This window comes from Candidatus Binatia bacterium, assembly GCA_029243485.1.
In the GTDB taxonomy this organism is placed as follows: domain Bacteria; phylum Desulfobacterota; class Binatia; order UBA12015; family UBA12015; genus VGTG01.
In genome coordinates this window covers 1-21,299 of sequence record JAQWRY010000039.1, presented here as the reverse complement: position 1 = coordinate 21,299, position 21,299 = coordinate 1, and the positions used below count along the sequence as shown (strand labels likewise).

The window sequence follows — 21,299 nt, the reverse complement described above, 5'->3', positions numbered from 1 at the left end:
TGCCCCGGCGGGTTGGCCCGCCGGCCGAGAGTTGCACGGCTTCGCCGAGGTCTGTAGAGACGTCGTGGGCCGCTAGCTCAGTTGGTAGAGCAGCTGACTCTTAATCAGCGGGTCCTCGGTTCGATCCCGGGGCGGCCCATTCTTCTTTCCGCTGAAGTCGCTACGGGTTATTCTTCGTAACCGAAGGCCGGAGATTTTGGGCGCCCGTCTCGGTAGACGGCTGGTAGACGCGGTGAATCGCCCCGGTTTCTCCGGAGCCGTTTTTCTCTGAGTCGGGCTGCACCGCCTGAGCGTTTTGTTCCTCGTAGTACTTGGTCTCGAACTCGGCCGGTGGGATGTCACCGGTCGGCTGGAGTAGCCGCCTGTCATTGAACCGGTCGACCCATTCCAACGTCGCGAACTCAACCTGATCGGCGATGCGCCACGCAGACTGCGGGTGGATCACCTCGGTCTTGTACGGCCCGTTCACGGTCTCCGCGAGAGCATTGCCATACGAATCTCCGACGCTTTCGACCGATCCCTCGATCCCGGCCTCGGCCAATCGCTCCGTGTGTCGAATCGACGAGTATTGGGTGAATTCAACCGGTCGTCGCAACATCTCGTAGAGGAGGTGTTGTATGGGACGACCAGAGGGATGGATGGTGACGTTGACGGGACGCCCAGCGATGCGATCGCCGGGCCGGCCCCCGGTACGACGCGATGTGGAGCGTGCGTTCTGGGAGAAGATCGCCGAGGGACTACCGAGCGAGGAGGCCGCGATCTCGTGTGGCGTTTCGGCCCCCGTCGGTTCTCGATGGTTCCGCGAGCGGGGTGGGATGCCGTCGATCCAGCTCACCGCTCCATCGGGGAGGTACCTGTCGTTCTCGGAACGCGAGGAGATCGCGTTGCTCAGAGCGCAGGGGCTCGGTGTGCGGGCGATCTCGCGTAGGCTCGACCGTGCCGCCTCGACGATCTCGCGTGAGCTACGCCGGAACGCGGCTACGCGTAGCGGTCGCATCGACTATCGGGCGTCGTTCGCGCAGTGGAAGGCCGAGTTGCAAGCCCGCCGTCCCAAGACAGCGAAACTAGTATCGCAAGACCAGCTTCGTGAGTACGTCCAGGCCCGACTCGCTGGTGCGATCGCCCGCACCGACGGCGAGCGGGTCCCCGGTCCAGCGGTGCGATTCAAAGGCCGCCGTCACGGACCCCGAGCGGACCGACGGTGGGCGAGGTCGTGGAGCCCTGAGCAGATCTCCAACCGGCTGAAGCTAGACTTCCCGGAGGATGAGACCATGAGGATCTCGCACGAAGCAATCTACCAGGCACTGTTCATCCAGGGCCGAGGTGCTCTCAAGCGCGAGCTGGTTGCCTGTCTGCGCACCGGGCGAGCGCTGCGAGTGCCCCGGGCTCGCACTCGGGGCCGGGGTAAGCACTTCGTCAAGCCAGAGATCATGATCACCGAGCGACCGGCCGAAGTCGCTGATCGAGCAGTGCCCGGTCACTGGGAAGGAGATTTGATTATCGGGCTCGACAAGTCCGCGATCGGCACCCTCGTGGAGCGCACCACCAGATTCACGATGCTGTTGCACCTTCCCCCAATGGAGGGCCGCGGCAAGCAGCCTCGTATGAAGAACGGGCCACCGCTTGCGGGCCACGGCGCGGAAGCCGTCCGCAACGAAATCGCGAAGGTAATCGGCACGTTGCCAGAGCAACTCCGGCGGTCGATCACCTGGGATCAGGGAGCCGAGATGGCTCAACATGCGCAGCTTCGCGTCGACACCGGAGTGGCAATCTACTTCTGTGACCCTCACAGCCCGTGGCAACGCGGAACGAACGAGAACACCAACGGTCTCTTGCGCCAGTACTTCCCGAAAGGCACCGACCTTCATCGATACCGCCGTGAAGACCTCGACGCCGTCGCACTCGCGTTGAACACGCGCCCGCGTAAGACACTCGGCTGGCGGACTCCCGCAGAGGCGCTGGACGAGCACTTAGGATCAGTTCACCATGGCGGTGTTGCGACGACCAGTTGAACCCAGTTTGCGCGCCCCTATCGCTATGGTGAATGAGCGCGTCGCTCTTCGGGCGCGAGTACAGCGCGTCGAGCGCCAAGTCCGTGCGCAGCGAGGTCGAGACGCGCCAGCCGAAGATCATGCGCGAGAACACGTCGATGACGAACGCGACGTAGGCGAAGCCACTCCACGTCGCCACGAACTCCCGATTCACGAGATCGGGGGGCCGCATCGAGGCGTCGTCGGTGATGGCCGTCGTGGTCCTCCGGCCGCGCCGAACACCTTGATCTCCTGCATCAGTCGCTCTGCTGTGTGGCGTGCGAAGCAGATGTCCTCGCGCTGGAGCTGGAGCCAGATCTTGCGAGCCCCGTAGGCCCTTCGATTCTCGTCCCGCAGGTGCCGGATGTGCTCGGCAGCCCCCGGTTCGAGCGCTCCCGCACCTCCGGTGCGTAGTTGCTTGGTCTCCCCATAGCCCTTTCCCTTCCAAGAAATTCGGACCCCGGGAAGGCCGGGGCGAACAAAACTAAGCTCTTGACCGCCGCAGTGCCTCTCGATCAGACTCGGGATGGACCGTAAACTGAAGCCGCGGGGCTGGCTTCGGGCCCTCGGCGCACGTTCTCAAACGGCGGGGTTGGGAGTTCGTTTGGGTTGGCCACTGCAACATTTGAGCGGGGCGCGGAGCGCGCACAAACATTAGGAGTCTGGAAAATGAACCGGAATGTTCGTCACGGAATTCGATCCACCGCCCTATTTTTGGCGCTAGCCCTACTTCTGCCCGCCGCCACCGCCCAGGCCGGCATGTCTGGCTGGGCGGCAACCAACGACAGCGAATTGGCAGATCCCGCGGCGTCTGGAGTTTTTTCCGCGGATGGGGGCTCGAGCACCCTGAGTATCCTTACGGAAAACAGCACGACACTCGAGACGGAGTATCGATTCACGGCCGGCGCCTGGAATGATTCTTATGGAACTGCGGAGAACTCGTTGTATTCGAACTACACCATCGAGTTCACGGTTACAGCGGCCGGCGACTACACACTTCAAGTCGATCAGACCTTTGATGCCACGATACAAACCTTGCAAGAGTCCCTCTACGGCACCGCCACCATCTCCTTGGATGCGTTCGCGGGCAGCCAGAGCGGTGGCGTGCTCGACTCGGGCACTCTGGACCCTAGCTTGGTCTCCTACCTCGAGACGACCGGCTACCTTGCAGGCGACCCTTCTGTGGACATTCCGGTTGCCCAAACTGCCGTGGCCATCATCTCGGGTACGAGCAACGGCGTCCCGATCACGCACACACTGACCTTCAGCTGGGACTCTTCGTGCGACAGTACGGCTTATAGCATTGTTTACCAAGGGGGCGACTACTGCGGCGTGCGCGGCGGGATCGACTCGGACTACGGTGACACCGCGACTAACTATTCAACCGATTCCGGCACGGCAGCAGACGACGGCCACCTCGTGACGATCACCCTGACCGAAGACGCTGGACCGGATCTCTGCGACGGCGTCGTGTGCAATAACGGTGACCAGTGCAACGCCAATGGCAGCTGTGACGCCGGGACCGGATTGTGCACCGCCGCGACCCCCGTGGCCGACGGTACAGGCTGTGACGACACAAACGCCGCGACCACTAGCGACCAATGTATGGGCGGCACCTGTGTGGGCGTAGACCTCTGCGACGGCGTCGTGTGCAATAACGGTGACCAGTGCAACGCCAATGGCAGCTGTGACGTCGGGACCGGATTGTGCACCGCCGCGACCCCCTTGGCCGACGGCGCCTCTTGCGATGACGGAAATTCTACGACGAGTGGCGACGTCTGCACGACCGGTGTGTGCGCGGGCGATTCGGGCCCGGCGATTCCGGCCTCATCGACAAGCGCGGCCCTTATGCAGATTCTTCTTATGATGCTCGCCGGATTCGGGTTGCTCGGGGGGAAGGGCTACCTGGGCCGTCGGGGCCGCTGAGTTTTGCGAGTAGGCGAGACCCCTGCGGGGTAACCCCGCAGGGGTCTCGCTCACCCTCCGAGGCCAATCAGGGCATTCCGAGGATCGCCAGTCCGCAGGTCGTCGGTGGGCCGCCGATATTGTGACGCAAGGCGGTGGTGGCGCTCTTGACCTGTCGCCCCGGTGGGATGGCCGAAGGTTTTGAGCCTGCCATCGGTGTTGACTGGAAACTCGCCGTCGAGTTCGTTCGAAGGTGCCGCCCCGAGGCTACGCCGCACCCGCCCAGTCCCGGATGAGGGCATTCCTCGCCTACTCGCGAAATCGCTTCATCTTGCGCGGCGGACAAATAGAGGGCGAAACGCAAGTCGGTTAGAGTGGGGAGGTGCGTATATCCGCAGGGACTTTTCTAACGATCCTCCTCTGCGCCCTCGGGTGCTCCAGTAGCCACGATGGCGACGCTGGCAACCCCGATGGTCCGGGACTCTCCGTCGTCGCCATAGGCGACTCGGTCTCCGCGGGCGAAGGTGTGCGCTATGGATTCGAGTACGTCGACGACCTCCAGATTTGGGTGGGGCCAACCGATTTGAATCCCGACTGGGATGGTGATTATCCGTCCTGCCATCAGGCCGGGGCTGCCTACCCGAACAAGGCGACCGCGGCGATCGATGGAAAGCTCTCCAAGTTCTCCTGCACCGGCGCGACCTATCCCAATGGCGTCGTCTCGGCGCAGGTCCGAGGCGACTTCACGCTTCGGCCCGCGCAATTCGGAAACTGGTCCACCCAAGAAGATCTCAACGCGGCGTACGACGAGGCCGAACCGGAGATCGTACTGATCACGCTAGGCGCCAACGATCTGCAATGGTCCAACATCCTCGCGGCTTGCATCCTCGGTTCGGTGCTCGGGGACCAGGTGGATCGCGCGGTCGACGCGGGGAGCAACCTTCGGGATGCCTTAGCCGGCGTACTGGACCAAAACCGCGACCGCCTCACCGCCTGGGTCGATGCCGCAAGCCGCGGTCGTCCCCTTCCTTCAGACGTGTCGTCGTCCGATCGCATCTGCACGGCGGAAAACCCCGGCAAGGCGATCGAGCAGTTTTTCATCGACCAACTCCCCACCCTGCGCGCCCACTACGCGGAGCTGGTATCCGACATCCAAGCGCGCGGTGAGCGGACTGGGCGCGTACCTCGCATCGTCTTCACGACGTACCACGACCCCTTTCCGGGCCCGGGCGGTCGCTTCGGCTGCCCGGACCTTCTCGACTTGAACGAGAACCAGGTCGCGTACCTCCGAACCCTCCTCGACCGATTGAGCGAAATTCTGTTCGGCGTCGCGTCGGAACACGACGGCGTGGAGGTCGTGGACATCCGGGACTCGATGGTAGGCCACGAGTTCTGCACGTCGGATCCCTGGGCGTACGGGCTCTCCATCGAAATCATCAGTCCTGGAAATCCGGCCCCGTTCCATCCGACTCCCGATGGCCATCAGGCGATCTCGGATCTCGTCGTGCCCAGCCTGCGCGGATCGAGGCCGTGAAAGACCGGCTCAATGCCGTGACCGTCGTGCGGGCGGAGTCGGCCCTGGCGGCGGCCGATGCGGCCGACCGAAGCGAGGCCCACTTCACGGGGCCCCTTCACCGCCCTGCGGCTAAGCCGCCGCGCCTCTGACCCGAAACCCGACCTCGCTCGAGGCTTCGCGGGGGCGGTTACCCGTCGAACTGGGCGAATAGGCCGCTCATCTCGACTACAGCCAGCGAATCGAAGCGGAAGACCGCCACGTACTCGTCCTGCACCCCTGGGACCGGGCCATGGCGCTCGGAGCCCCCAAGGCCTGCGACGCTTCTTCCACGAGCGCGATCCGTTCGGGGGAGTCGAGCCAGGCACGAAGCTGCGCCGACGACTGCGAACCGCAGCGCGTGAACCCATCCCTCTCTTTCGTTCCGCCGCTCATGTCGGCCACGCCGCGGACCGCTGCGGCGCCCACGCCCCCACCGGACTCATCCGTGGTCCCCTCGCTCGGGTCAGGTCGGATGGTCGGCCTGGTCGAGCTGGTCAAAGACCTCCTTGGCCGCGAGCAGCCCGTTGGTGGCGGCTGGGAATCCACAGTAGGCGGTCATCTGGGTGATGACCTCGACAACCTCGTCGCGCGTGGCGCCACAATTCAGTGCGCCCTTCACGTGAACCCGAAGCTCGGGCAGAGCGAAGCCCTGGACGGTCAATGCAGCGACCGTACACAGCTCGCGCGTCTTGTCGTCCAGCACCGTTCGCGTGTAGAGCTCGCCGAACGGGAACTCGACGTTGACCTTCGCGAACTCAGGGGCGATTTCCTTGATGCTGTTGATCCACTCGTCCGCCGCCGGCCCAAAGTGGCGCCTCATCTCTCGCATGCCCTTGTTGTAGAGATCCGTTCCCATGAGACTTTCCCTTCTAGTGACCAGCGAAGGCGTCGATGTTTGCAAACAAGGTCGCGTTGTCGCCGTAGTCGATCGGCACATCGATCAAGACGGGCCCATCGAACGCTTGCCCTTCCTGCAAAGCAGGAATGATGTCGTCGGCCGTCTCGAGGGCGATCCCCTTGGCGCCGAAGCTCTCCGCGAATTGCACCAGATCGACCGGCCCGAACTGCACCCCGGAGGTGCGTCCGTACTTCATCTTCTCCTGCACGGCGACCATGTTGTACGAACCGTCTCGCCACACGAAGTGAACGAAACGGCGACGTTCGCGGACCGCCGTCTCGAGCTCCATCGCCGAGAACAAGAATCCGCCATCCCCCGAGATCGAGATGACCTGCTCTTTTGGCCGAACCAGGCTGGCGGCAATCGCCCAGGGAAGCGCGACACCGAGGGTCTGCTGTCCGTTGCTGAACAAGAGGTGCCGCGGTCGGTAGCAGTACAGATGACGCGCCAACCACATGTAGTGCGAGCCCACGTCGCTGATGACGGTGGTGTTGTCGTTGATCTGTGACTGCAAGTCGTGAATGAATCGCAGGGGGTGAATCGGCGACGAGGGACGCTGAAGGGACTCCGCCAGGCCCGCGTCCATCTCTGCCTTCAGCCGGTCGACGAAGCCGCGATCGCCGACGTCCTCTCGAGCCGGAAGTTGCTCGGTCAGGGCATCGAGGGTCTCGGCAATGCCGCCGATGAGCTCCAGCCGCGGGTGGTACCGCTTGCCCACTGTCGTCGGCGTGTTGTCGACGTGGACGATGTCGAGCCGGTTCTCCGCATTCCAGACTTCGGGATCATACTCGACCGGGCTGAAGCCGACGGTCATCACCACATCCGCCGACTCGAGCAGCTGGTCGCCCGGCTGGTTGCGAAAAAGCCCGACCCGACCGACGAAGTACGGCGCGAGTTCGCGCGACAGCATCCCGGCCGCCTCGAACGTCTGCACCGTCGCCACGGGGAATTTCTCCAGCAGCCTACGAACGGACTCGGCATGATCCGGCTTGCTCGCTTCGAGCCCGAGCAGGAGTACCGGTTGCTTGGCTCCCGAGATCCGGGCGGCGGCCTCGCGCACCGACGCCACCGGGGCAGGGCCGAGCGGGCCGTCGATGGTCGCTTCCCAATCGCTTCCGGAGACTTCTTCGGCCAATACGTCCTGGGGCAGACTCACGAACGTAGCGCCCCCGCGTGGGCGAGCCGCGAGCCGGAAGGCATTGGACAAGACCTCGGGAATGGTCTCCGGGACGATGACCTCGACGCTGCTCTTGGTCAGTGGCCGCGCGAAGCTCACGTTGTCCATGCTCTGGTGTGTCTGTTTGAGCGCCATCGCCCGCGGCACGGCGCCCGCCAGCGCTACCATGGGATCGCCCTCGGTCGTCGCGGTGATCAGGCCGGTGGCCAGGTTCGAGACCCCCGGCCCCGATGTGACGAGCACCACCCCGGGCCGTCCTGTCAGTCGTCCGACGCACGCCGCCATGAAGGCCGCGTTCTGCTCGTGCCGGCACACGATGAGGCGCGGCGCGTCGCCGTCGGCCAGGGCATCGAACACCGCATCGATCTTCGCACCCGGAATGCCGAAGACGTACTCCACGCCCTGGCGTTTCAAGCACTCGACCACTAGCCGAGCGCCCGTCTTATTTTTCGCCACCACCTGACCTCCTCAGAACGGGGGTGCCGAGCCCACCACACTGAGCGGACCCGTACCCACCAGAAAGAAGAACGAGCCAACCGCCGCCAGCACGAAATTCTTCTGTGCGGACGTCACGTGGCCAACGATGGCCAGCGCCGCGAGGCCCTCCAGCGTGGCGACGTCTTCACGCGACGCATGTGCCGAAAGCTCGATCGCACCCGCCCGAGCGGCCAACCGGTAGTGGACGAGCGCGCCCCCCACCGAGAAGGCGCAGAACCCCGCGCCCGCGACCCACCCGTACACGCCGAGCAGAATCATCACCCCGCCCACCACCATGAACGCGACCGAGCCCAGGGCGAAGAACCCGGGCTGCCAGCGGAACAGCAGGGAGGTCGTCTGGACCGTCGTGGGCCATTGCTGAATCAACCCCAGCGCGGGGTAGAGGAACATCCACGCGTACACAACGCGGAGCAAAATCCAGGCAACCTCGTCGCCAGCCATTCTAATCTCCCCTCGAGGGACGACGCCCTCAGTACGATGGTTCCCAGAACTTGTCGTCGATCCCCTTGCGCAGGCGGTAGACGACATGGACGTCCTATTTGCCAAGGTCGCTGGGTAGCCGCAACCGCGAAGCCTGGAGCGAGGTCCAGTTTTCGGGTCTAGCCGGCCGCGGCGACGCCGCTGGGCGGCCGGTACTTCCTTTTCGCATTTCGGCAGGGCCCTATCGGCCCACTGGCGGTGGCCGCTAGCAGCCGAGCGGAGGAGTCCGGAGTGCTCAAGGTAGACATGGCGAGTGCAAGCATAACGCCCTCGGCTGGGGGAGCAACGACGACACCTTGGTGCAGGAGCACCGACGGTGGCCGACCTCAAGGCCCTATTTGCCGGCTGTAGTCGAGATGAACGCTCCATTTGCCCAGGTCGAGGGGTGGCCGCCCCCGCGAAGTTTGGATAAGAGGTCGAGTTTCCGGGACAGAGCCGCGGCGGCGTAGCGGCCTGGCGGACCTGGTCATCGACTGTCATCCTGGGGGCGGCTACGAACTGCTGAGACGAGGAGTTCTGCACCTAGCCGGTCGTCTCGGAATAGGAGACTGGGTTAGGGTTCAGGGTGCCCGAGTCGCCCGGGCAGGAGCAGCTTTGCATCCGTCAGGGCAGGTAGATGCCGCAACGGAAAGCCAGTTCCGAGCCGAGGAAGAGACCGCATCCGTCGATGGCGAGACTCGTCTCCAGCCCGGGGCCAAACGCGTCTCCGCCCAGGTTCGCAGCGGTATCCGTGTTGAACGTCGATGTGATGTTGCAGCGGCCACTCGTATCCACGATGCAGCTACCAAGGATCAGTTCGGTATTGATCGCGGTGCAGGAACTGCCCCCGGCGCAGTCGTCGTTGGTCTGCTGATACTTGACGACGAAGTCGAGTTGCTCGCCGTAGCACGCATTATTCAATTTTCTCATCCTGACTGTGTAACGAACGTCGCCGCCGGACTGAACGGTCATCTTCACCTTGCCTCGCCCGTTGAACTTGAAGAGACAGCTCGGCGATTCGACGACCGGCGGGGGACAAGCGGGGCGCGGGAAAAAGGCGTTTTGCGTCGTGCCGGTTGCCAACCCGGGATCACAGTCGCGGTAGGCCTTCACCATGTCCGAGGCAAAACCGCGCGCCGACGACGGGTGATTGGGGATGGCAAGTGCCTCGCTGGCCAGCGAGGCACCCGCCCCTGCGAGCAGAGCGGTGAGCAGGACGCGTGACAGGAGGTGGCGCGGGCGAAGCGATCGGACCTGAGGGGCATTCGATGAGGTGATCATCTCGGTTCTCCTTTGGTGGGCTGAGCAACATCCCTAGCGGATGCTGGGTGAATCTTTCTATTGGAAAGTTCACTCCACTCGCGTATACTCAAGAACGTTGGGTCGCGACGCGGCCGCAAGCCCCTGAAATCATGAACAAAAGCCGAAAAAAGAGGGAGCTCCCTAAAAAGGGCTCGGCCTATCACCACGGCCAGCTCAAAGATGCGCTCAAGTCCGCAGCGCTCGAAATCGTGCGGGACCAGGGCGAGCGCAGCCTCACCTTTCGCGAGCTCGCCAAGCGAACGGGGGTGACGCACACAGCGCCCTACTCCCATTTCAAGAACAAGGAAGAGCTCCTGACCGCACTCGCAACGGACGGGTTCGTCCGACTTCGGGAGCGTCTCGAAGCGGCCTCCGATCACGCCGGGGAGGATTCCTTGTCGCGGCTGGCCGGCTCCGCGCAGGGCTATATCGATTTCGCCCTCGAGGACCGCGCCCTGCACGAGATTGCTTTCGGCGGCCTCGGCGTGCTCGAGCCGAAATCCGAGGGACTCCGCCAGGCGGACGACGAGGCCTTCGGCTTCGTACGCTCCCTATTCGAAAGCGCGTCGAATGACGGAAGCATCCGCGATCTCCCGTCCGAAAAGCTCACCCTGGTGCTCTGGGCGGCCCTGTTGGGCTGTGCCGAAGCGCACCGCAACGGGATCGCACGGCGGCGCGGTATCGACGAGCTCGACGATCTCGTCGCGGTCCTCCTCGAGGTACTTCTAGCGGGGCTGGTCCCTCGGTGACAAAGCCCCGCAGAGCACTCCTTTCAAAGAAAGACCGGCGCACCTGTCTGGCGTGATTCGCACCCGGCCCGCACGGGACCAAATCTCAGCCGTTCCCCAGAGTCGCCAGGACGTTCCCGCGCTGCGGCGTCAGAGGCCGTCTTCGCGGCGAAGTCCCGGAGAGTCCCTCAGCTACCGCAACGGAGGTTTTTGGCGTCGTTGTCCGCTTCACAGTCCGTCGTCGACGCACTCATCTCCGTATTGCTTCCGGTAAGCGTCAGGTCTCCAGCGAGCGTCGCCGGCACGGCGGGCAGCGACCCGGCTAGTTTTGCCTTCACGAGAAACGTCCCGGGAGAAGACTTGTTCGCCTTCATCCTGAGCTTGCTCTTGGTCGTTTCCGACTTGCACGATACTTTACCGGGCTTGCTCGTGGATTTCGCAGCGAGAAAAGTTTGCGAAATCGAGAGCGTTCCTGAATCCGCGAGTGCGATGGTCACGCCGCCGGAGACATCGAGGGTGGCATCTGCGGAGCCGGGATGGCGGGAAACCATGACGGCCCTATTTGCCGGCTGTAGTCGAGATGAACGGTCGATTTGCCCAGGTCTGTTCGGGTTCAGCAGAAGTTGGACCAGTTTGGGCTTTGAAATAAGAGAGACTTCCGGCCCAACCGGAAGGAGAGCCTTATGGGTAAGGCAGAGAGCGCAGAGAAGGTCGTCCACGACATTCAGCGCAAGACACGCCGCCGTTTTTCGGCGGAAGAGAAGATTCGGATCGTCCTCGAAGGACTGCGCGGCGAGGAGAGCATTGCGGCTCTGTGTCGTCGCGAGGGCTCGCTCCGAATTTGTACTACCGTTAGTCGAAGGAGTTTCTGGAGGCCGGGAAGAAGCGGCTGCTTGGGGACACGAAGCGCGCCGCGAGCGCCCCCGAGGTAAAGGGACTTCAGGACGAGAACGACCGCTTGAAGCAGGCTCTGGCCGAGACGGTGCTCGAAGTGCGGTTGCTCAAAAAAGTCTCGTGGGCTCCGGCTCGGACGACGGTACGAGCGATTAAAAGCGTCGGAGGAGCGCGAAATGATCCGGCTGGAGGAAGGCTCGGACCTGTCGGTGCGCCGCACGCTGCGCGAGCTGGGCGTGAGCCGCTCTGTTCAAGAGCAGCGTCTGGCGTCCGACTCGAGATACCTCCGGGGTTCGTCAGGAACGGTCGCGCCGCCCCCGCCTCCGCCGCAGGCGGATAAGAACGCCAAGACGCACACCAAGGGCAGCCAGCGACGGGAATCGACAGCGAGTTCCATACGGGACCCTTGTACCTCGTGATGCTCCCGTCGCCACGAGTCAGTCCCACCAGGACTCGCTCTCCTCAATGGGCAAGAGCTATCAAGAGATCGTTCAAAGAACGGCGAATCAACTCTTCGGCTTCCCCCAAAGTGAAGCCAGCCAGTTCTGCTCGGCAAGTGGGAGGCCTTCGGGGCGGTAGTAGTGGCGCAGGGGGGCAAAGCCGCTGCCGCTGAGCCAGTGCGACCACATCTTGAGGTCGTGGTAGACCCCGTAGCGCTCTTCTCTCCAGCCTTCTTCGCCGTTTCCGCGTGGGTTGGAGCTGAAGAGGACGCCGCCCGGCACCAGGGTGGTGAAGAGCACGTCGAGCACGCTCTTCAAGTGACGCGTCGGCACGTGGAAGAGTGAAGCGTTGGCAAAGATGCCCTCGAAGCCTTCCGCGGGTAAGGCAAGGGCGAGAAAGTCCTGGTGCCAGACGTCGCAACCCGAATGTGTGCGGGCCATGGCACAGAAGGTCTCGCATCCGTCGAGCCCGGTGGCCAGGGCGCCCCGCTCGCTCAGCGCCTTGAGGTCGCGCCCGGGCCCACAGCCGAAATCGAGCACGCGTTGGCCCTGGCCTTCCTCGAGCAGGCAGGCCAGCAACGCATCGATATTCTGCGTGACGTCGTGGTCGCGGGTGCCCTTCCAGAAGGCGTCTGCCCGCTCTTCATAGTGGTGGAGGGTGCGCCTGGAGGTTTCGTCCACGGAGCTCTCTATCTTTCTATCTCGCTTTCTTGCTCTCTCATCATCTAGCCAGCTTGCCACTGGGCTTGCTTTGGTTCGCGCGGAGACCCCACGCCGCTTAGTTGACGTTGGCCTTCATGAGGAGCTTGTTGATGAAGGTGCGCTTTTCTTCGACTTTGTCTTCGCTTTCGCGCGAGCCCACCACCCCCATGTTGCCGCACCAGAGGTCTTCGGGGCTCTTGATGAGGGCACCCTCGGAAGCAATGCCGAATTGGGCGCGCACGTCCTCGAGTTTCTGCTCCAGCAAGGGGAGAAAATCAAAATTCTCGACCAGGTAGTTGGTCGTGCACTCGGCGCCGCGCTCATAGGCGCGGAAGACGATGTCGGGTTTGAACTGGTTCTTCCAGACGGGATCGGGTGAGATTTGAAAGCCGATCTGCCATTCGGCTACGGCGGCAATCAACATCTTGCCGCCGTCTTCTTCCATCATGGCGCCATCAAAGGCCAGAACGCAAAGCTCGCCCACCGGTGTGGTGGGGTAACCGGCCAGCACGTGATGCATGTCGTGGACTTGCAAGGCATTGGAAAAAGGCGCACCCGCGCTCCCCGGCAAAGGGAAGTCGTTGTCGCGATAATAACGGATGAGTGCATGGCCGAAGGTGCCCTCGTCGAGCGCTTCGTAGCCCTCGTAGCGGGCGAGCATTTCCTTGTTGCCGTCCAGATGAAAAAAGCCCGCAGCGACCTTGAAAACAAGCTTCCAGGCCGAGGCCCCCAGCTCAAGCCGCGCGGCGCGAAAGGAATCAATTTCCAGATGGCCCGCCTTCTTGTGGGCCAGCGCATGAAGCTCTCTGGAAAATTTCTTGTCGAACCCGAAACCATCCGCCAGCCGCTCAAAGGCGCCCACCTTCTGCTCGAGGGTTTCTTCTTCAAGGAAGGGCAACACGCCGGCGATGTTAAGCACTTCCTGGCGAAGCTCGGGGTCACGCACGCGATCGTCCGCGCCGGCAAGACTCGCGCTCAGGCCGTCTATCCCCACCTCGCTCTCAAGCAGGTGCTCGGCCACGGCCTCAAGGGTTTTCTGATGGATCTCGTGTAGGGGCAGCTTCCCCTCGTCGGTGGCCACGGCCTTGAGCAGGGCGAGAATATCCTCGGCTTGCTGGCCCCGGGCCTGCATGATGGCTTTCATCGGCGGCTCTCCTTCTTCGTCAACCCTAAACCTCGGCCCGGGGCGACCATGAATCCTTCGTGTTTCCGAGGCACTCAGTGAACTGTGTCGGGGGTGTCTTTAGCGGATTTTACGGAGTTAGCCCCAGTGGCTCTCTCGCGGTTAAGACGGCAGGAAACATGAAGGCCCTATTTGCCCCGGTCGACGGTTAGCCGTCACCGCGAAGCATTGAACCAGGTCGAGTTCCCTGGCCAGAGCCGCCGCGGCACAACCACCGGGACGTTGCGTGTGCGCCGCTAGCTACGCCTGCGCCATCGATGAGACGAACTGCTTCACGGCTGTCCGTCGAGCTGGGCAAATAGGCCGTTCATGTTTCCTACCGTCCGATCTGACGACGTACATGAGCGCGATGTCGTAGCTCCGGTATCGCAGTCACCGCGGGACGCAGGCGAGACCGCCGCTTCGCCGTGCGGCACGTCCCCTACGGACCCACCAACACGACGTTCAGAGTGCCGACGCCCGGGCGCACCGAGAAGCGCGCGTGGACCGGTGTTCCCTCTTCTTCCCAGCGAGCGACGTAGTCCCCGTGCGTAGCCGAAGTCTCGAGGAAACCGTTCGCGTCGGTCGTCCCGGTCAACTCGGTACGCCAGCGATCGTTCAATAGAGAGAAGACCGCGGCTCCATGACGGGAGATATTCCGATCGTCGTCCCAGAACCCGACGTCGAACTCGTCTCTACCTGCGACCTTGTTCCACAAGCCCCAGAAAACAATCTGCTCCACCGACGGGTGGCCCCACCAGAGGCGCATCAATCCTTCTGCGTGCGCCGCCCGCAGCTCTGGGTCGTCCGGTGCAATGAAGTTGGTCTCGCTCAGGTGAATCGGGAGCCCGGCCTCGGCCAGCGTATCGAGCGCGATCGCGTACTCGTCGATCGGCGTCCGTCCGCTGAGATCGACCTCGATCCCACCGAAGGCAAGGGTCGGTGCAAAGTGCGCCTGCTGCCCCACGGCGTGAATCGGAACACCGGCCGCACGCAGACCAACGACACGGTCTCGCACGTCGGCGGCCGTGGGCGCCGGAAACCCGGTGAAGACCTCGACGATCCACTCGTTGAACACCAAGAGACAGTCCGGGTCTGCCGCGTGCGCCCAGCGAAAGAGATCTTCGACGATCCCCGGCCCCAACCTTTGAATCGTCCACTGGGCCAGCGGTTGTAGTGTCTCGTTCGTCACGTCCCAGATCTCGATGTCGTCGCGGTAGCGCGTCACCATCGCTTCGACGTGAGCGCGAAGCACATCGCGCAGCTCTGCCTCGAGCTCCGGGCTGAGTGGCAGCTGCTCATATCTCTCGAAGGCCCAAGCGGGTGCGCCACTCGACGAGAACGGGGGCGTGATGCCCCAGTTCAACGTGTGCCCCTTCACGCGGTACCCGAAGTCTTGCGCTGTCGCGACATCCATATCCGCCAACGAGAAGTCCCGAACACCCATTTCGGGCTCGACGCGGTTCCACTTCGCGCTACTCTCCGTCACCGCAATCGAGACGTGGTTCGCTGCCGCCGATCCCAAGAAGAAGTCGAGCTCCTCTTCCTTCCCGACGAACTTCGCCGTATCGAGCGCCAGCCCGAAGTCGAAGGCGTGACGAACCTGCGTGAGCTCGACGACGGTCCCAGGCGGAGACGAGATCCTGAGCGACCGGGTTCGGAGGCCGGGGACGCGTGCGTCCGCGTCGGCAATGGCCGCACGTTCGGCGTCCGTCAACAACGACAGGTCCCCGGGCACGCCTGGCGCAAAGTCGGGCATCGAGACGTCTCCCGTGACTCCAACGGCCGTCGCAAAGCCACACGCCCGCTCGCCTTCCGCCCGCGCCTCACTACAGTCCCTGCGACAGCGCTTTCGCTCGGCGAGAAACGGCTTGGACCGACAGGAGGTGCGACACACACCGTGGGCGTCACGCGCGTCGGAACGACAGGCGCGAATCTGCTGCGTGCAGCCCTGCGCATCGACATGGGTCTCTCCACACACCGCGGCGCACGTGTCGTTGACTCGCCGACAGTCCGCGCGAACCTGCGCCTGGAGATCTGCGCACGTGGCCCTGCACGCGGCCCGGCGAGCCCGATCGGCGACTCCGCTGCAATCGGAGCGGCACGCGTGGGCATCGGCGCGTGCCGCGGAAAGACACGCGCGTCGGGCGAGCCCGCAGGCAGCGCCATCGGCGACCGACGGGGCGAGCCCGACGAGGAGAGCGAGGAGCGCGACGACCCCGACACTCCCGCTCTGAACCCGCCGGGGCGGTCTGACGATTACGGTGCTTGCGTGCATGTGCCGGATGATAGTCGAATCCGACGATTCAAGTATAGGGAGTGTTTGAGCGAGTGTTCGGCAGCCCCCACCATGCCTTTTCTGATCATCCGCCGGCTCGTCGGTCGTCTCCGTCGAGACCGCTTCGAGCCATGCGGCCCGTCCGGCGCCTCGCGCTGGCCAGACGATGAGGGCCGAGGGGTGAATGATCCGGGCGATCCGTGGCATACAAAAGACCGTGCGGGTTCTGTCCAAGGTCGTACTCGGCGTCGTGCTCGTGCTCGTTGCGATCGGCGCCCTCGGGGTGTGGGCGTTCCGCACCGGCAATCTCCCCGACTTCTATCGCTGGGCCTACGCGAGCGACTTCTCCCCGACAGACCATCGCGAGTACCTCACACTCCCCGGGGATCGCCGTCTTGAGACCTTCGTCTACACGCCGTCCGGGTGGTCCGTGTCCGATCGCCGGCCGGCGGTGGTGCTTTTCTTCGGCGGAGCGTGGCGACTCGGATCACCTTGGCAGTTCGCCCCCTATGCCGCGCACTTCGCGGAGCGAGGAATGGTCGCGTTCCTCCCAGACTATCGCGTCGGCTCACGCGACGGGACGGGGATCGTCGAAGCGACCCAGGACGCCGTTAGTTTCGCTCGCTGGCTCACGGAGAACGCCGCATCGCTGGGCGTCGATCCGGAAGCGATCGTGTTCGGCGGAGGGTCTGCGGGGGGCCAACTCGCCGCGGCGGTTCCGGTCGTCCGCGAACGCCACAACGCCACAGACGACTTGACGGTCGACCCCCAACCGGCGGCTCTCCTTCTGTTCAACCCGGCGGTGAACTTCGACGTTCCTGCCTTTCGCGACGGTTGGTCCGACAACGGACTCGACTTCTCCTTCGCGTCCGCGCTCTCGGTCGACCCGATGCAGCACCTCACCGAGGACTACCCACCGTGTCTCGTCCTGCACGGCACCCAGGATTCGCTCGTCCCGATCGACGGCGTTCGTGCCTTCACCCAGCGCGTGAACGACTCCGGCGGAAACTGCTCGTTGGTCCCGTTCGAGGGCAGACAACACGGCTTCTTCAACAAGATCGTCTCGACCGAGGACTTCGAAGCGACGGTGCAACGCTCGGACGAGTTCCTCGCGGGCCTCGGTCTGCTGCCTTCGCGGTAGACCGCGTCGCAACCGCTCATGGGCTTCGGCTGCCGGCTGTAGGAAACATGAACGGCCTCTTTGCCCAGGTCGCCGGGTAGCCGCCAGCTGTAGGGATTACAGACCTCCCTCAGAAACAACGGTTGCAGCAGAGCCCAGACGATCGATTTCGCCACCCGCCGGACACCTACGGGGTCCACTGCGCCCACGAGAACGCCTGCAACGAATCTGCCCAACCTTAGGGCAGCAAGGTGCTGCTCGCTTCAGCAGTAGTCGCTGACGCGGCACGCATTGACTGCAGCACCTAGCTGTCGCCGCCGGGTGACACCCGGCGAAGGGTCCGACGGATCCGCCAGCAATCGCCGCGACTGCCAGCTGGCGCGCCGCTTGCTCGTGTTGTCGGGAGTCGCCCTCCGACGCGAGCATTCGCGCCGCCTTGGAGGGGAGTCATCAAACTCAGACAAGGTTGAGAGGACAGAGATCATGACCACATCCATTCGCGGCCCGTTCCAGGCTGCCTTGCTGGCTACAGTCTTTGCTCTGTCGCTCAGCCCGGACGCCAACGCCCAAGATTCATGTTCGGGTCAGCCCGACTTCACTTTCTGCGACGATGGCGATCCGGCGACGCCGGAGCCTTCGCATTGCCTTGGTGGAGCCTGCTTAAATTTTTGCGCGGGCGTCCACTGCGTGGGGAGTACCGCGTGCACTACCAATTCGTGTAATCCGCTGACCGGCGGCTGCGAGTTCAGTCCCAACCCCGACTTCTCGTCTTGTGACGACGGCGACCCCGTGACCCCAGAGCCGTCGCTCTGCTTTGGTGGGAGCTGCGTCAATCTCTGCCAAGGCGTCACTTGCACCTACCCGACGTCGTCCTGTGACCCCATGACCGGGGCTTGCGTCCTGCCCGCGCCAGATCCTATCGTAGTGACTCGGGCCACCGCGTGGTCGAATGGCAGCAAGCTGGGTCGGGTGACCTACCAAGGGGTCGTTCCAAGCCTCGACGTCTTGGGCGGACTCACCTTCAACGCGACCGACGCACTTTCGCTGAACCAATCCGGTAGCGTGAGCGCGAGCGACTGTACGACCAAGAACTCGGGGAAGATCTACTGTGTATCCAAAGACCCCGTGGTCAAGAAGAAGGTGACGGCGGTGTTCAAACCGACGGCGACGCCCGGCGCGTTCAGCTTCAAGGTTACGATGAACAAGCTCGAGGTGCCCCGGCCGCAGGCCGGTCCCCTGGCCTTCGAAATCAACGAGGGGGCAGGTGCCACGTACCAGGGATCGAACGCGAATTGCGCCGCCAACGTAAAGAAACTGGTTTGTAAGAACTGACCGCCCGAACCAGGCGATCCATCACCGAGAGGCGCGATCGTTGCAGGCGCTCCATGTATGGGCGTGGAGTTCACCGACGGCGCCTTGGCCGACTTCAGCGACGGCTGTTCGGGTTCAGAGACGGTTGGACCAAATAGGTCGATGAAATAAGAGACACTCCCGGCCCAAACGGAAGGAGAATCCGATGGGAAAGGGAGAAAGCGCGGAGAAGGTCGTCCGCGACATTCAGCGCAAGACACGACGTCGTTTTTCGGCGGAAGAGAAAATCCGGATCGTCCTCGAAGGACTGCGTGGGGAAGAGAGCATTGCGGCTCTGTGCCGCCGCGAGGGGCTCGCTCCGAATTTGTACTACCGCTGGTCCAAGGAGTTTCTGGAGGCCGGGAAGAAGCGGCTTCTGGGCGACACGAAGCGTGAGGCGAGCGCCCCCGAGGTAAAGGGTCTTCAGGACGAGAACGACCGCTTGAAGCATGCTCTGGCCGAGACGGTGCTCGAAGTGCGGTTGCTCAAAAAAAGTCTGGTGGGCTCCGGCTCGGACGACGGTACGAGCGATTGAAAGCGTCGGAGAAGCGCGAAGTGATCCACCTGGTGGAAGGCTCGGATCTGTCGGTGCGCCGCACGCTGCGCGAGCTGAACGTGAGCCGCTCGACTTTCTACGCTTGGTACGAGCGCTACCGCGAGCATGGCGACGCTGGCCTGGAGCCGCGCAAGCCCGCGACGCGCCGTCACTGGAACCGCATTCCTGAGCGGGAGAGAAAGCGCGTGGTCGAAGCTGCACTGGCCGATCCGGAGAAGTCGCCCAGGGAGCTGGCGTGGCAGGAGACGGACCGCACGGGCCATTTCATCTCTGAATCCAGCGTGTACCGCATTCTGAAGGCGCACGACCTGATCACGAGTCCGGCCTACGTCTTGATCCGAGCGGCGGATCGCTTCCAGCATCCGACCAAGCGACCGAACGAGCTTTGGCAGACGGACTTCACGTATCTGCGCGTCGTGAGCTGGGGCTGGTACTACCTGTCGACCGTGCTCGACGATTACTCCCGCTACATTCTGGCGTGGACGCTCGGCACGACGATGAAGGCGTCGGACGTGACCGAGACGCTGGACCTGGCGCGAGCGAAGGCGGGAGTCGATGAGGTGCAGGTCGTGCATCGACCTCGGCTGCTGAGCGACAACGGCCCCTGCTACGTGTCGGGCGATCTTGCGACCTACCTCGGTCGTCACGGTATCGAACACACACGAGGAGCGCCGTACCATCCACAAACGCAGGGAAAGATCGAGCGCTATCACCGCTCGATGAAGAACGTGGTGAAGCTCGAGAACTACTACAGCCCGTGGGAGCTGGAGCGCTCGATCGGTCGCTTCGTCGAACACTACAACCACCGGCGGTACCACGAGTCACTGGACAACGTGACTCCAGCCGATGCATATCACGGGCGGCGGCAGGCGATCCTCACACGCCGAGAGCAGATCAAGAAGAAGACAATGGCCCGTCGTAAGCGACAGAATCTACGAGCTGCGTAGGCGGGCAAACGTGCCGGAAGTGTCTCTTAGAAATCGACCCCAAAGATCCCGACTCAGCTGACGACGTACAGTCACCGTACCGCCCCGGGTGAGGTCTGGCCTGCGGACCCTGGCCCCGCGGCGACCGCCTCTACGAGCACGACTTCGTGACTATCGGCAAGAATGGTCGGCTCGTGCTGTCGCCTAGACTGGACCGCAATGATGCGGCCGAGTGCGATCTCCACGGTGTTGTCGAACAGCTGCTTGCTGAGTGCGAGATGTGCGAGGCGAACGACGCTCGGGTCGTCGAAGCTGTCGAGATGCAGTGGCAGCTGGTTGTGCACGTAGTTGGTGCTGAGTGTCGGGTTGCCGACCTTCCAGTCGGCCGAGAGACCGTGAAGTACGTGCGCTCCCAGCCGGCGACGCGTTCGAGGCCTAAGAAGAGGCCCGCTCCGGTCCTTTCGCGGCGGGTGCGGAGGAGGGGGCGATGGTGCCTCCACAGCGGTGGGCTGCAGGGGTCTTTGCTGGGCGGTGATATCTTTCGCCCTGAAACGAAAAAGTGGGAGTGGGCAAACGCCCACTCCCACTTTCGTCATTCAGAGGATCAGATCCTCAGGGCAGCCACGCCGCTTGAGGCAGGATCCACTTCTTCGAGGAAGGATTCCAGATCGGGTTCGTCGGACCAGCGAAGGTCGACCCGCAGGTCTCGACGACGATCGGCATATCAGGGTCGAGCAGGATCGGATCGATGTCTCCGTACCCCTGGTAGTTCAGGCACCACAGATCGGGGAGTCGGTCGGACGGGCAAAGCAGCGCCCGCGACAAGCCGCCGCCGGCCTTGGCGGACTTGTCCTTGTACCGATAGCAGCGTCCAGCCTTCACCAAAGATCCCGCAGGAAGCGTGGCGAACGAGAAGGAGCCACCGACGAGGTTGTCATAGCCGACCGTGAGGTCGCAGGTGCTCGGGTCGTAGGCCGGGAGCACGAAGCCCACGCGGCCTTTGCCGATGTCATTCGAGCTCTTGAGCTTAATGATCTGCTTGTTCGGGTGCGAGCAGTAGGTGAGGTCCCCCGGCGGAGGAGTGATCGGCGGAGCGAACTTACCCGCGGCGCTTCCCGTGCCGCTGCCAGGCAGCGGAGTGATGGCGCACAAACCGTCATCGACCTCCATCGTCCCATTCGAATCCGAAGCCGCCTCGGTGAAGGTGTTCGCCCCCGCCACGATGGGCCCGGTCGGCGTCGAGTCGTCCGACGCCGCCGCGGTGCAGCTGATCCGCGCGAGCTTCAGGAAGGCCGTATCCCCTGCGGGCAGCGGGATGT

19 protein-coding genes, 1 tRNA gene and 2 pseudogenes are annotated in these 21,299 nt (G+C 63.5%); 11 read left to right on the top strand and 11 right to left on the bottom strand.

The features are described from left to right. Positions 1-66: 66 nt before the first annotated feature. Positions 67-139 (top strand) — tRNA-Lys (locus tag P8R42_12395). Between the two features lie 21 nt (positions 140-160). On the opposite strand, the pseudogene P8R42_12390 reads toward P8R42_12395, so the two are convergent. Then, positions 161-574, bottom strand: a pseudogene (locus P8R42_12390) (integrase core domain-containing protein). Positions 575-638: 64 nt separating this feature from the next. Here P8R42_12390 and P8R42_12385 point away from each other — a divergent pair. From P8R42_12385 to P8R42_12365, 5 genes are all read left to right on the top strand, one after another. Then, positions 639-2,012: an IS30 family transposase gene (locus tag P8R42_12385; protein ID MDG2305420.1), complete on the top strand. Its 1,374-nt coding sequence runs from the start codon at positions 639-641 to the stop codon at positions 2,010-2,012. Positions 2,013-2,044: 32 nt separating this feature from the next. Further along, a complete protein-coding gene (locus tag P8R42_12380) occupies positions 2,045-2,167 on the top strand; it encodes a hypothetical protein (GenBank protein ID MDG2305419.1) in 123 nt (40 codons plus the stop codon). 532 nt (positions 2,168-2,699) lie between these two features. Further along, positions 2,700-3,956, top strand: coding sequence for a hypothetical protein (locus P8R42_12375; protein ID MDG2305418.1), 1,257 nt, complete (start codon positions 2,700-2,702; stop codon positions 3,954-3,956). A gap of 361 nt (positions 3,957-4,317) precedes the next feature. Further along, positions 4,318-5,469 (top strand): GDSL-type esterase/lipase family protein, encoded by a 1,152-nt coding sequence (locus tag P8R42_12370; GenBank protein MDG2305417.1) that lies wholly within the window; start codon positions 4,318-4,320, stop codon positions 5,467-5,469. Next, the gene (locus P8R42_12365; protein ID MDG2305416.1) at positions 5,466-5,600 is read left to right on the top strand and encodes a hypothetical protein; all 135 of its coding nucleotides are present in this window, start codon (positions 5,466-5,468) and stop codon (positions 5,598-5,600) included. The genes P8R42_12370 and P8R42_12365 overlap by 4 nt, the downstream gene beginning before the upstream one ends. A gap of 353 nt (positions 5,601-5,953) precedes the next feature. Here the strand turns inward: P8R42_12365 and P8R42_12360 are convergent, their stop codons facing one another. The 4 genes from P8R42_12360 to P8R42_12345 form a co-directional block, all read right to left on the bottom strand. After that, the gene (locus tag P8R42_12360) at positions 5,954-6,346 is read right to left on the bottom strand and encodes a carboxymuconolactone decarboxylase family protein (protein ID MDG2305415.1); all 393 of its coding nucleotides are present in this window, start codon (positions 6,344-6,346) and stop codon (positions 5,954-5,956) included. Between the two features lie 13 nt (positions 6,347-6,359). Further along, positions 6,360-8,024, bottom strand: a complete 1,665-nt coding sequence (gene alsS / locus P8R42_12355; GenBank protein ID MDG2305414.1) for an acetolactate synthase AlsS — start codon at positions 8,022-8,024, stop codon at positions 6,360-6,362. Positions 8,025-8,033: 9 nt separating this feature from the next. Continuing rightward, positions 8,034-8,504, bottom strand: a complete 471-nt coding sequence (locus P8R42_12350; protein MDG2305413.1) for a DoxX family membrane protein — start codon at positions 8,502-8,504, stop codon at positions 8,034-8,036. Positions 8,505-9,146: 642 nt separating this feature from the next. Then, entirely contained in the window at positions 9,147-9,803 is a 657-nt protein-coding gene (locus P8R42_12345) for a hypothetical protein (GenBank protein ID MDG2305412.1), read from the bottom strand. A gap of 131 nt (positions 9,804-9,934) precedes the next feature. On the opposite strand from P8R42_12345, the gene P8R42_12340 reads away from it, so the two are divergent. After that, positions 9,935-10,573, top strand: coding sequence for a TetR/AcrR family transcriptional regulator (locus P8R42_12340; protein MDG2305411.1), 639 nt, complete (start codon positions 9,935-9,937; stop codon positions 10,571-10,573). A 167-nt stretch (positions 10,574-10,740) separates the two neighbouring features. On the opposite strand, the gene P8R42_12335 is transcribed toward P8R42_12340, so the two are convergent. Then, positions 10,741-11,271: a hypothetical protein gene (locus P8R42_12335; protein ID MDG2305410.1), complete on the bottom strand. Its 531-nt coding sequence runs from the start codon at positions 11,269-11,271 to the stop codon at positions 10,741-10,743. Here P8R42_12335 and P8R42_12330 point away from each other — a divergent pair. Further along, positions 11,236-11,694: pseudogene (locus tag P8R42_12330) on the top strand (transposase). The gene P8R42_12335 and the pseudogene P8R42_12330 sit on opposite strands and share 36 nt — an antisense overlap. Before the next feature lie 258 nt (positions 11,695-11,952). On the opposite strand, the gene P8R42_12325 reads toward P8R42_12330, so the two are convergent. The 3 genes from P8R42_12325 to P8R42_12315 all read right to left on the bottom strand — a co-directional run bounded on the left by P8R42_12325 (position 11,953) and on the right by P8R42_12315 (position 16,028). Further along, positions 11,953-12,567: a class I SAM-dependent methyltransferase gene (locus tag P8R42_12325; protein ID MDG2305409.1), complete on the bottom strand. Its 615-nt coding sequence runs from the start codon at positions 12,565-12,567 to the stop codon at positions 11,953-11,955. A 97-nt stretch (positions 12,568-12,664) separates the two neighbouring features. Further along, a complete protein-coding gene (locus P8R42_12320) occupies positions 12,665-13,732 on the bottom strand; it encodes a hypothetical protein (protein ID MDG2305408.1) in 1,068 nt (355 codons plus the stop codon). Positions 13,733-14,192: 460 nt separating this feature from the next. Then, positions 14,193-16,028: an endo-1,4-beta-xylanase gene (locus P8R42_12315; protein ID MDG2305407.1), complete on the bottom strand. Its 1,836-nt coding sequence runs from the start codon at positions 16,026-16,028 to the stop codon at positions 14,193-14,195. A gap of 184 nt (positions 16,029-16,212) precedes the next feature. Here P8R42_12315 and P8R42_12310 point away from each other — a divergent pair, with 184 nt between their 5' ends. From P8R42_12310 to P8R42_12300, 3 genes are all read left to right on the top strand, one after another. Further along, a complete protein-coding gene (locus P8R42_12310) occupies positions 16,213-17,169 on the top strand; it encodes an alpha/beta hydrolase (protein ID MDG2305406.1) in 957 nt (318 codons plus the stop codon). 903 nt (positions 17,170-18,072) lie between these two features. After that, positions 18,073-18,480, top strand: coding sequence for a hypothetical protein (locus tag P8R42_12305; protein MDG2305405.1), 408 nt, complete (start codon positions 18,073-18,075; stop codon positions 18,478-18,480). Between the two features lie 184 nt (positions 18,481-18,664). Then, positions 18,665-20,001 (top strand): IS3 family transposase gene (locus tag P8R42_12300; GenBank protein ID MDG2305404.1). Its coding sequence is split into 2 segments (ribosomal slippage): positions 18,665-19,006 and positions 19,009-20,001, totalling 1,335 coding nucleotides; the frame shifts between segments, so codons are not numbered across the junction. A 71-nt stretch (positions 20,002-20,072) separates the two neighbouring features. Here the strand turns inward: P8R42_12300 and P8R42_12295 are convergent. Together P8R42_12295 and P8R42_12290 are read right to left on the bottom strand one after the other, a co-directional pair. Beyond that, the gene (locus tag P8R42_12295) at positions 20,073-20,324 is read right to left on the bottom strand and encodes a hypothetical protein (protein ID MDG2305403.1); all 252 of its coding nucleotides are present in this window, start codon (positions 20,322-20,324) and stop codon (positions 20,073-20,075) included. 268 nt (positions 20,325-20,592) lie between these two features. Then, positions 20,593-21,299: hypothetical protein (locus P8R42_12290; protein MDG2305402.1), on the bottom strand; the 707-nt coding region annotated here is incomplete at its 5' end.

Coding starts and splice junctions, on each gene's coding strand:
- P8R42_12385 (MDG2305420.1), top strand. CDS start 639: ATGGTGACGTTGACGGGACGCCCAGCGATGCGATCGCCGGGCCGGCCC.
- P8R42_12380 (MDG2305419.1), top strand. CDS start 2,045: ATGAGCGCGTCGCTCTTCGGGCGCGAGTACAGCGCGTCGAGCGCCAAG.
- P8R42_12375 (MDG2305418.1), top strand. CDS start 2,700: ATGAACCGGAATGTTCGTCACGGAATTCGATCCACCGCCCTATTTTTG.
- P8R42_12360 (MDG2305415.1), bottom strand. CDS start 6,346: ATGGGAACGGATCTCTACAACAAGGGCATGCGAGAGATGAGGCGCCAC.
- P8R42_12350 (MDG2305413.1), bottom strand. CDS start 8,504: ATGGCTGGCGACGAGGTTGCCTGGATTTTGCTCCGCGTTGTGTACGCG.
- P8R42_12345 (MDG2305412.1), bottom strand. CDS start 9,803: ATGATCACCTCATCGAATGCCCCTCAGGTCCGATCGCTTCGCCCGCGC.
- P8R42_12340 (MDG2305411.1), top strand. CDS start 9,935: ATGAACAAAAGCCGAAAAAAGAGGGAGCTCCCTAAAAAGGGCTCGGCC.
- P8R42_12320 (MDG2305408.1), bottom strand. CDS start 13,732: ATGAAAGCCATCATGCAGGCCCGGGGCCAGCAAGCCGAGGATATTCTC.
- P8R42_12315 (MDG2305407.1), bottom strand. CDS start 16,028: ATGCACGCAAGCACCGTAATCGTCAGACCGCCCCGGCGGGTTCAGAGC.
- P8R42_12310 (MDG2305406.1), top strand. CDS start 16,213: ATGATCCGGGCGATCCGTGGCATACAAAAGACCGTGCGGGTTCTGTCC.